This window comes from Bacillus inaquosorum KCTC 13429 (genome assembly GCF_000332645.1).
Taxonomy (GTDB): domain Bacteria; phylum Bacillota; class Bacilli; order Bacillales; family Bacillaceae; genus Bacillus; species Bacillus inaquosorum.
The window spans coordinates 25,288-37,246 of sequence record NZ_AMXN01000003.1 but is presented as its reverse complement, the minus strand read 5'-3'; the positions used below and the strand labels follow the sequence as shown (position 1 = coordinate 37,246).

Here is an 11,959-nt window from a genome sequence, read left to right as displayed (position 1 = left end):
TTTCCCTAAAAGTTCAATTGAATAGAATCAAGCATGTTCTCTTGTTCCTCATAGCTGCCGCTCAATCCGATATGTTCAATTAGAATGCTTGGTTGTTCTAAAATCGCGGATAGAATGTGTAAGTAGTCGTTTGATAAAGCCTCGATTCTGCTTTTCTTAAACAGTTTTTTCGAATATTCAAACAGGCCGTGATAGTTGTCTTGGTCCGCCTGAATCGACAAGGTCAAATCGAATTTGGCAACCGGATGATGAAACTGATACGGCTTGAGCTGAAGGGAATCGAGTGTCAATTCAGCGTGATCGAGATTTTGCAGCACAAACATCGTATCGAACAAAGGATTGCGGCTTGGATCTTTCGAAAGATGTAAATGCTGAATCAATTCTTCTAACGGGTAGTCTTGATTTTTATAGGCATTCAGCATGTTTTCCTTTACTTCGTTTAAGTAGGCATCAAATGTTTTACGGCCCGCCGGCTGATTGCGGATGACTAACGTATTGACGAACATTCCCACGACCGACTCCACATCCAAATGATTCCGCCCGGCAGATGGCGTTCCTACGACAATATCCTCTTGTCCGCTGTATTTGGATAAAAGAATCGTATAGGCTGCCAATAAAATCATATACAGTGTTGCTCCTGTGTTTTCTTCCATTTGGCTTAAGCCTTGTTTCAAGTGTTCCGGTATAACAAATTCAAAGGATTCGCCTTCGTAATCACGTACGGCAGGCCGCTCGTAATCCGCAGGTATGTCCAGTACAGGAATGTCATCACGAAACTGATCCAGCCAGTACGCTTCCTGACTCTTGATATTCCGTTTCTGAATATCTGATTGCTGCCAAACTGCATAGTCTTTATATTGAACAGAAAGCGGATCGGGTTCGTTCCCCTCGTAGAGCCGGCTTAAATCTTTCATCAGAATGTTGACGGATACGCCGTCAGAAATGATATGATGCATATCAACCACAAGCACATGCCGCGCAGGTTCTAGTTCAATCAGTGCGGCCCGCATCAGCGGCGGTTTGGCTAAATCAAACGCTTGGATGAAATCAAGCACACGATCGTCCGCTTCTTCTTCGCTTGCTTGAATTCGTTCTATTGTAAATTCGACGTTCTGATGAATACGCTGTGCCGGTTCGCCTTCATATAATTCAAAGCTGGTCCGCAAAGCTTCATGACGCTCGATTAATTTTTGGAAAGCGGCGTTTAACCGGTCAGGATCAATCGTCCCTTCCACTCTCATGGCACCCGTCATATTGTAAGTCAGCTCGCCGCCCTCTGCGTGACTTAACAAATACATTCGCCTTTGAGCTGAAGAAACTGGATAATAGGACATTTCCTTTGCGGCCGGGATCGGTGTATATCGATTTTTGTTCATGTGTAACGCCTTGTCAGCCAATTGTTCAATGGTAGGAAACTTGAATATGTCTTTTAGCGTCAGGTTTACATCCAGCTCTTTATGAATTCTGGCGGCTAAGGCCGCCGCGCGAATGGAATTTCCTCCAAGATCAAAGAAATTATGTTTGATCCCCGCACGGCTTATTCCGAGCACTTCCTGCCATAAATCTGTCAGTTTGGACTCCACCTCATTGCCCGGCGGAACATATTCAGCTGTCTGTTGCAGACTTGCTTCGGGTGCGGGCAGTGCTTTACGGTTTATTTTCCCGTTGGACGTTAATGGCATATGCTCAAGATGGACAAAATAGGACGGAACCATGTAGTCCGGGAGCTCCGATGACAATTGTTCCCTAAGCTGCCCAGCCGCTATAGGTTTGTCGCTTACGTAATACGCGCACAATTGTATTAAGCCGTCTTCTGCTTCTTCGGCTGTAACAACGGCTTTTTGCACCGCTTCTACGTTATGCATCGCTGCTTCGATTTCACCAAGTTCGATTCGGTGTCCCCTGATTTTGACTTGTTCATCAATGCGTCCCACATATACAAGATTTCCATCCCTCAATCGCTTAGCCAAGTCCCCTGATTTGTACATCTTCGCTCCCGGGATATACGGGTTATCAACGAACTTCTCTGCCGTTAAATCTGGGCGATTCCAATACCCTCTGGCAACACCGGGTCCGCTGATATACAGTTCACCGATTACCCCGATCGGAACCAGGTTTCTGCTTGCATCCATCACATAAATGTCCGTGTTGGCAGCCGCAGTGCCGATCGGTACAGATTCCCGGTTGTCCCGTTTTGCGTCGTAACGGTAAATCATACATCCGACGACAGTTTCCGTCGGCCCGTACTCATTGAAAATGTCCAGCCGGCCTTTAAACTGCTCGCTGACACTTTTGGCCAGACGGGTGCTTAAATTTTCTCCGCCCACAATCATTTTCCGTATTGTGGTGCCGCCTGCTATATTCATCTCCTTGATTACATGCAAATGTGCCGGGGTCAATTTGATTATGTCGATTCTTGAGTCCTGCATAATCGCAGAAAGCACAGCGCTTTTGTCTTCTCCGTCATAGACAATGATGGTATTTCCCGTCACCAGCGGTGTAAATATCGAAGTCACCGTCAGGTCAAAAGAAATGGAGGAGTATAATGGGAAGTTGGTTTTCTCTCCTGTCACATAAACTTCTTTCGCCCACCAAATATAATTGGCCAGCCCCTGGTGCTCAATGAGTACACCTTTCGGATTTCCAGTAGAACCCGACGTATAGATCATGTAGGCCAAATCATGCGCATTGCTGAATAATTCAAGATTTGAGCGGTCTTCATGATAAGAGTTTTCCTCATCCAGAAGCACAACTTCACCATCATAAGGTAATTGATCTTGCAGGTTGTGGTGTGTCAACACAATCTTCGCTTTTGAATCCCTCAGCATATAATGGATCCGGTCCTCCGGATACTCAGGGTCAATGGGCACGTATGCGCCGCCGGATTTCAGCACAGCCAAAATTCCAACAACCAGCTCGATACAATGCGGAGAGAGGATGGCAACGAATTGATCCGCTTGTATGCCTTTTCTCCGTAACGTTCGCGCCAATTGGTTTGCCCGTTCATTGAGCTGTCTGTACGTATACCGCTCATTGCCAAAAATAACGGCTTCATGATCAGGCCGCTGTTCCGCCTGAATTTCAAACCATCGAGAAACCGTTTCGTTATACGGATACGATGTCTTTGTGTCATTCAACTCCGTCAGCAATTGATACCGTTCGGTTTCAGACAGCATAGGAACGGAAGACAACGTCATCTCCGGCTGCTTAACAAGGCTGTGTAAAATGCTGATATAGTGTTTTGTGATCTGTTCAATAGTTTCTTGTTCAAACTGTCCCGGTTTAAAATCAAAATGCATCTCTATCTGTTGCCCGGCATCTTCGACCGTCAGCATCAAATCATATAAAGAGACTCCGGGGTTTCGCTCTTTCACCTTAAATGTACATTCATTGTGCGTTATTTCATGAAATTCAATATTTTGAAACACAAACATCGTGTTAAACAGTGATTTTCCTGTTGTTTCCCGCTGTACATTTAATTTTTCAACCAGCCGGTCGAATGGATAGTCTTGGTTTTCGAAAGCGTCAAGCGTCTGCCGCTTTACTTCTTCCAGATAATCCGTAAACTTTCTATTGGCGTGCGGCTTCGTCCGGATTCCGATGGTTTGAATGAAAATCCCGATGATATTTTCGACATCCGGATGATTTCTTCCTGAAGCAGGCGTGCCTACGACAATGTCTTCTTGTCCTGTATATTTATGAAGGAGCACTTTGTAGGCGGCCAGAAGCACCGTATAAAGGGTCGTTCCCGCCTTTTGCGCCAGATCTTGCAGCGAACGGATTACATTCGGCTGCAGAGAGCACGTCACGCGCTGCCCCTCGGAAGACCGTACCGCCGCTTTTGAACCATCTGTCGGCAGTTGAAGAACCGGGATTTCTTCTTGAAATTGTTCCAGCCAATATGTCTCCTGCTGTTTCATGGCATCCTCATTCAGCCATTGGTTCTGCCATTCTGCGAAATCTTTATATTCAAATTCAATGTCCGGTAATGGTTTCCGATGATATAAGGCCAGCAATTCATTTGTAAGGATGTTGATGGAATAACCGTCCGAAATGATATGATGCATATCAATGAGCAGCTCGGCCTGCCCGTTATCAATCTTGATCAGCTCCGCGCGAACCAAAGGAGCTTGTTCCAAGCGGAATGGTTTTACGAACCGGTCTGCATAGTCATCAAATTCGTCCCGGCTCATTGTCCGAACATGAACGTTAACATCAACTTCGTTTTCAAGTTTCTGGACAATTTCGCCGTCTGAGATTTCAAAATACGTGCGAAACGCTTCATGCCGCTGCATGACTTGCTGAAGAGAAGAAATCAGGGCCTGCTCATCGTACTGCCCTATAATTGATATTTGGCCGAACATATTTTGAGCCAATTGATCCGGTTCCATTTGGTGAAGGAAATATACTCTTTGCTGCGCCGGTGATGTCGGATAATGCGCTTTTTTCTCAGCAGCCTTCATCGGGAGGTACATGACTTTCTTTTCATTCTCAATGAAACGTGCTAATTCCTTAACAGTCTGGTGATTGAAAAATTGTCCGATGGAAACTTTTTGATGAAATGTCTTCTGAACTTTGGAAAGCATCAGCGTCGCTTGGAGTGAGTTTCCTCCCAGAGCCAGGAAGCGATCTGATCTTCCAACCCGCTCAAGGCCGAAAAGTTCCTCCCAAATCTGCGCCAGCTGTCGCTCCGTTTCATTTGCCGGCGCCTCGTAGGCGTCAGCAAAGTTTGCCGTTTTGCTTACAATTGAAGAGACCCGCTGTTGGTGATCGGTATACAGTTCTTGTAAATCTTGCTGTTCTTCATCGGAAAACATCATCAGGGCGTCAAGAGGGACAGAATCCTCCTCAACCATTTTTTGCAGCAATTTCGTAAAGCCCGCTCCCCACTTTTTCATGATTTCCGGACTGATGACGTTCGTTTTAAAGTCGAAATCAAGAACATATTCTTCATTCGCGTCTGTTATGTTAAGAAATAAATCGTACAGCATGCGTTTCACCGGGTATGCAATGGGCTCCGCCTCCGCCTTTCCGAAATGCAGCTTTCGAAAAGGCCTGTCCAAATTAAAGATAATACGCATATCCGGCACTTGATCGTGCGGAAGCTGTCTGGCTACCAGTGTCATCGGAACAGCTTGATGCTGCATGGCGTGATTCACGTTTTCTTTCATATTGCCAAGATAACCGGATAAAGTGCTTTCTGAAGAAGACGTGTTCTTCACAGGAATCATATTGACGCAATTTCCAATCAGAGCATGATGTTTCATATGCGATTGACCTGCTGCAGGAATCCCGATCACAAGACCCGTCTGTTTGGTCAGCTGGTGCAGAAAAAGATGAAATGCGCCCAGCATCGTCACAAATACACTATTTTTCATCCGAATACTTAATGATTTTAAAGCCTCGCTTAAAGGCCGTCCAAGCCTGATGGTACATCTGTCTCCCTCATATCCGTTAGGATAACGGGCGGAAGCGACGCTCGGCAGGACTGCCTGCTGTATCGGTTCAGAGAAATGATGCCGCCAATAACGGACGCCTTCTTCATAGTGGCCGCTATCAATCTGCGCCTGCTGCCAGTCTAAATATTGACGAAACGAAGGAGCAGCCTCTTTTGGCGGAAACGGTTTTCCTTGTACAATTGCTGTATAGTTGCTCTCCAGCTCTTGAACAAAAACAGCGATTGACCATCCATCGGCAATGACATGATGGAACGTGAGCACAATCAGATGTTCATCTTGAGTCGATGTAAGCACATGGATTCTAAACAAGGGCTTTTGTTCATGAAAATGAAATGGCCGCTTGGCATCTTCTGTCAGCCAATTCTGCATTTCCAACTCCCGTTGCTCATCCGGGTGACCGGTAAAATCAATGACAGGAATGTCTATATTTATCCGTTCCTGCACCTGTTGTACCTCGTCATCCACATGAATCACCGTACGTAAAGCCTCGTGGCGGTCGATGATATGCTGCACGGCTTGTTTTAACGGCGTATACTGCAGTTCACCCTCCACTTTTAGCATAATGGACTGGTTTAAAGCTGCAGAAGCTCCATTCCCATAATGGGATGCCATAACCAATTGTTTTTGTTCAGGTGAAAGCTCGTACTTCCCGGATTTTTTATGGCTGCCGTCGTTAGGGGAATCCGGGCCTTCCGGGATAAATCCGCCTCGGCGAAGATCCTTCACCGTGTCTTTAACGGCTTGAATGATATGTTCAATATCATCCGCGCTATGCGCAGCAGACAAGAAGCAGTTGCGTCCTTCCCATACATAGACCCCTTTATAATTGAGATGGTAAAAGAACAAGTCGTTATCAAGCGATGAGACAAAACGGAATAAAGAACCGAATTGAACCATACGGATAGGCACTTGTGATTGTTCAAAGTAGCGATTTAACTGATCGACCAGGGAGGTAGTGTTTTGATTTAGCTGCTCATACAGGTGTTCTCCCTCGGTTTGTAAATGTTGAAGCACGGCTAATGACATTCTCATGGTAAGCGGGTGAGTATTGAAGGTGCCGGCCACAAACGTGCGTTTCGCCTCATCCTGTGGATAGGAGTCGTCCCCATACTGCCAGGTTCCCCCGTCGATCGCATTCATGAACTCAGCTTTTCCGGCAACTATCCCTAACGGCTGTCCGCCGCCGATGATTTTTCCGTAGGTCACCAAATCGGCTTGAATGCCGAACCATTCCTGCGCGCCGCCGAGACCGATCCGAAATCCGGTAATAATTTCATCCATAATCAGGGCTGTCCCGGATTGCTGCGTGATTGCCCGCAGTTCTTTCAAAAATGCTCCCGGCTGCAAATCCGGCCTGCGGCTTTGTACAGGTTCCACCAATACGGCTGCCAATTCATCTCCAAGACTGCGAATCACATCGAGCGAATCTGGATTGTTGTAATGCAAAATAATCAAATCATCCATAAAGCTCTGCAGTATGCCCGGAGCAAGCGGATTCGCCGACGCAGCCCCGCCTTTTGTACTGGCAACCCCTAATACGCCGTCAAACGTACCGTGATAAGAGCCTGAGAACGCCACAACTTTCTTTCTTCCTGTTGCCGCCCTTGCCAAACGAAGGGCAACCATGACGGCTTCTGTTCCGGAATTATAGAAAGCGACCCTTTCTACCCCGGTACATGTGCGGATTCGATCGGCAACTTCACCGGCGACATCCGACATCGGACCGAGCGGAGGCAATGATGAACGGATTGAATCATCGATAACCTGTGTAATAAAGGGCGGATGATGCCCGAAAAGATTAACCCCAAATCCCATGGTGATATCGATATATTCGTTTCCATCAATATCCCACATCTTGGAACCGTCAGAACGTTGGGCAATAATCGGGTACACGATTTCCTTCCAGTATGAACGGAAACTGGACAAGTTGCGGTTGTTTGCATGAGCAAATCGGGTTTTGTCCGTATATTGTTTGGAACCTTTCGTTTTATCTGCGTATTTCCCGATGAAATCTTCTAAATATCGTCTTTGCTGTGCGGTATAGTGTCCCTGTTCATACAGGTTCTGGGGCTGAAAAGGAACATAGGGTTTCGCTTCTTGAGCCAATTTCTTTTCTGCAGTGACGGTCGGCGTCCCTTGCTTGACAGAAGGAATTGATTTTTCTAGCGCTTTAGCGTAGTCTTTCACATCGGAATGATGTCCGCTGTTTCTCAGCAAATTAAAGCTATTTAATTGAGCCTGCAAGGTATTCTGAATTAATTGATTCTGAGAAGCGATTATTTTTTCGAGCATGTGCTCTTGATGCTCTTCTCTGTGACCAGATTCAGGCTGTGTTTCTGAAATGACCAATTTTTCCTCCGCCGGAACATTCTCTTGAGCCGGTGCGGATGCAAAGGACGATGGAGCGGTATCAGCCAAGTAATCTATGACACTTTGAAGGTTGTTCATCGTATCGAAAAAACGATCCATCGGGATGTCTACACCAAATTCGTCAGCGATGGCTTTTTTGACCTGTGACAGCATGATGGAATCCATTCCGAGCCCGATAAAATGCGCATTCAAATCGAGTTCATCCGCTCTGATTCCCGAAGCATTGCCGATTACAGTTTTCAGAAAGGATTCAATATGCGCCTTCGTTTGATTGATATTCATTGCCGCTTCTCCTCTCTCTCCGTCCTCGTTTAAGCGCAAATGGTCAGCTTCAGCCCAGCAGCGGTTTCGTTCAAACGGATATAAGGGCAATGGCGTTTTTTGTACAGTTTCACCGGCATAAAGCGCGCGCCAATCTATAACGGCTCCTTGCACAAATAATTCGGCGGCGCGATTCAGCCATGTGATTCGTTCATCATGCGTACGCATACACTGCTCAATCAGATCAGCAGCTTGTTTATTCAGCTCTTCTTTATGAGCAGGCAGCATTTCCTTCAAGTTCTTATAACCAATGTGTACCCCGGGAAGATGGCTGTCTCCTTGAACCACGGAGGTCAGCTTGTCACATAATTCTTGCTTACTGAATACAACCATGGCCATACCATGATCCAATTGAGCCCTTCCTGTACTGGCTGTATAGCAAATGGACTTCAATGAAGCTTGGCTGCCATCCGATACATATTGCCGATACTGCTGTGCGAGTTCATAGAGTGAATTTTCAGTATGAGCGGATAAAACAAATAGGTGCGGCTCATTTTCGTCCGCGAGTGCTTCCTCACTTTGAGAAATATATTCTTCCAACACCACATGAGCATTCGTTCCGCTAAAACCGAACGAGCTGACTCCGCCCCGCAGCGGCTCATCCCCGGATGTGAACTCCGCAACTTCCTGATTTACATAAAACGGTGAAGAGTGAAAATGGATGAACGGATTGGGTTCATTAAAGTGGGCTAACGGCGGGTTTTTCTTTTGATTCAGCATGAGGACAGATTTGATCAGCCCAACGACGCCTGCCGCTTCAAACAAATGACCGATGTTCGATTTAACAGAACCAATCGCACAAAATTGTTTTTTTGCCGTATACTTTTCAAATGCTTTACAAAGCCCGTTAAATTCAACCGGATCTCCAAGCTTGGTTCCGGTGCCATGCGCTTCGATGAATGACAGCGTTTCAGGAGCAATGCCCGCGTCTTTCCAGGCCGTTTCAATGACCTCAGTCTGAGCTGCCGGGTTCGGTGCAGTAATCCCGGCGGTTGTTCCGTCTTGATTCATCGCGCTCCCTTTGATTACGCCGTAAATATGGTCTCCGTCGCGAACCGCATCCTGCAAAGGTTTTAATAGGACTGCCGCCGCGCCTTCACCTGAGCCCGTGCCGTCTGAATCTTTGCTGAACGTTTTCGTGTATCCGTCCGAAGATTCCATATCAAGTCCGATACGCATCGGCAAGAGCGATGTCCGGATACCTCCGGCAATAGCCATTACACACTCGCCAGAATTTAAAGATTTGCACGCCATATGAACGGCAGCAAGCGATGAAGAACAAGCTGTATCCACTGTGACCGCCGGCCCTTTTAGATTTAAGAAATAAGCGATTCGGCTGGCTAACACTGAAGGAAGATTGCCTACAATATATTGATGAAGTTCCTCCGGATAATTGGCAGAAAGGAGGCGTTCATAATCGTAGCCCACCTTCGAGTACCCTGCATATACCCCGACCCGGCTCCCGTTCATGCTGTTTCCGGCATAGCCCGCATCTTCCATCGCATGCCATGCAGACTGCAAAAACAGTCTTTGATTTGGATCCATAAACTGAGCCGTTTTAGGAGCTAAACCGAAGAACGAATAATCAAAGCGGTCGATTTCATCTAAATAGCCACCTTTAACAAACTGATTCTCATTGAATTCACTTTGGATGGACTTTAAATAATCCGCCGCATCTTTCAGCCGAGATGCAGGGTATTCTCGAATGCTGTGCTCTCCTTTTTGAAGCAGATTCCAAAAATCGCTTTTAGTCGATGCTCCCGGGACATTGAGCGACATTCCGATAATGGCAATGTCTTTCGGCGACATTTGGCTTCGCTTCTCTGTCACATCATGCTTGATTTCAGCATGGTTTTCAGACAGAAATGCCGCTAAATCAGTGATGGAAGGATACGTAAAGAGGTCGGAAACGGCAAGCTCGCGCCCAAATTTCTGTTCTATGCACTCAGCAATCTGCGATAACTGTAATGAATTTGCTCCCATATCAAAATAACTATCAGTGAGGTGAACCTTTCTTCCATCGAGAACCTCAGAAAAGATAGACAGCAATTCCGTTTCTATCTCATGAATCGGCGTCTGTCCGGATTTTTCAGGGCTGCTCTCCAAAAATTCATTGATGGCGGCAGACTCTATCGAAAAATTCCCTGCCTCATACTGTCTGGCCAGTTCATATCGCTTAACCTTTCCGCTGGTTGTTTTTGGAAGCTTCCGGATTGGAAGGACTTCTTTTATGTTCCAGCCGCCCCGCTTGTACAAATACTTTTTAATCTCTTTGACAAGCGGTGCAAATTTTTCAGGTGATTTTTTGAAAACAACAAAGAGCACGATTTCTCCGCTTCGCGTCTTTTGATCATATACACCGCAGGCGGCAACCCTTCCTAAGTCAACCTCTTCCATTTCAATCGCGACCCGTTCAATATCGTGAGGGTAGATATTTTTTCCGTTCACGAAAATAATGTCCTTTTCTCTTCCGGTTACGACTAAGTTACCACTTTCACTAATGAATCCAAGGTCTCCTGTTTTTACCCAGCCGTCAGAAGTCAGTGCTCTGTCCGTACTTTCGGGGTTGTTATAATACCCTTGCGTCACATTGTCTCCTTTGATCTGGATATGGCCGATGATTCCGTCTTCTGCTCTTTCATTTTCTCCGTTGGAGATTCGAATCTGACAATAGTCAATAGGCTGTCCCACTTCGACGAATGAAGCGCAATTTTGATCTTCTTTGCTGACTTTTACAGCTCTTTCGCCGAGGTTTAAATGATCGCGATGCAAATAAACGGGGACGAATTCTTCGCCTGTTTTAGAGAACGTTGCGCCGACTGAAGCTTCCGCTAAACCGTAAACATTTAAAATGGCGGATCTTTTCATATTGAATGTTGCGCATCTTTTTAAAAATTCGTCACATAGCTCCGGCAATATCGGTTCTGCACCGTTTGCGATGACTCTGATATGGGATAAATCCCAGTCTGGTTCGTTTTTCAGAAATTTAAGGAAGTAGTTGTATCCGAAATTAGGAGAGGATAGAATGCTGGTTTTATGTTCATGAGCTTTTTTCATCCAAAGGATAGGTCTGCGAATAAATAATTCTGTAGGCATTAGATTTTGATTGATTCCGACTAAGAAGGGAACAAGGTGGCAGGCGATGAGCCCCATATCATGCGTTAAAGGCATCCAAGATAAGAAAGAGTCTTTCGAATCAATGGACAGAGCATTCCGAATGGCACACGTGTTATGTATTAAGTTGTGATGCGTTAACATGACTCCTTTTGGATGGCCTGTCGATCCTGAAGAAAATTGGATAAAGGCCAGTTCATCCGCATCAGGTTCATATATAGAAGCGGGGTAATCGTAGGTTTGATCTTGAATAATGTCAGATTTCTCGTTTAATTGATGATGGAAATCTTGTAAATCGTGTTCTGCGGCGTATTTCTTTATTTTATCCAATACTTTCTCAGAGGCAATCAGATACGGATGATTTAATATATTCCAAATGCGCCAGACCTTCAGCTTATGGTCATCATCTTCTCCGATACTGACCGGTACCGGGATCATTCCTCCTAATAAACAAGCCCAAAAAGCAACGACAAATGATTTGTTTTCTTGGATTTGAAATACAATTTCCTGCTTCGGCTGAATACCGATATGCTGTAAATAGCCAAGAAACCCCTGTGCCTCATCAAACAATTGGCGGTAAGAGACAACTGTCTCTTTTTTATCGGATTCGATAAAACGGATCCCGCGATAAGAGATATTGCTTCTTTCCCGAATGACATCGACTAAGGTTTGGAATTGACTGGTATACATAGGTC

1 protein-coding gene is annotated in these 11,959 nt (G+C 45.8%); it reads right to left on the bottom strand.

Features of this window, described 5'->3' with window-relative positions; translation table 11 throughout:
• Positions 1 to 5: 5 nt before the first annotated feature.
• Entirely contained in the window at positions 6 to 11,954 is an 11,949-nt protein-coding gene (locus BSI_RS12640; RefSeq protein ID WP_003238152.1) for a non-ribosomal peptide synthetase/type I polyketide synthase, read from the bottom strand.
• Positions 11,955 to 11,959: the final 5 nt, after the last annotated feature.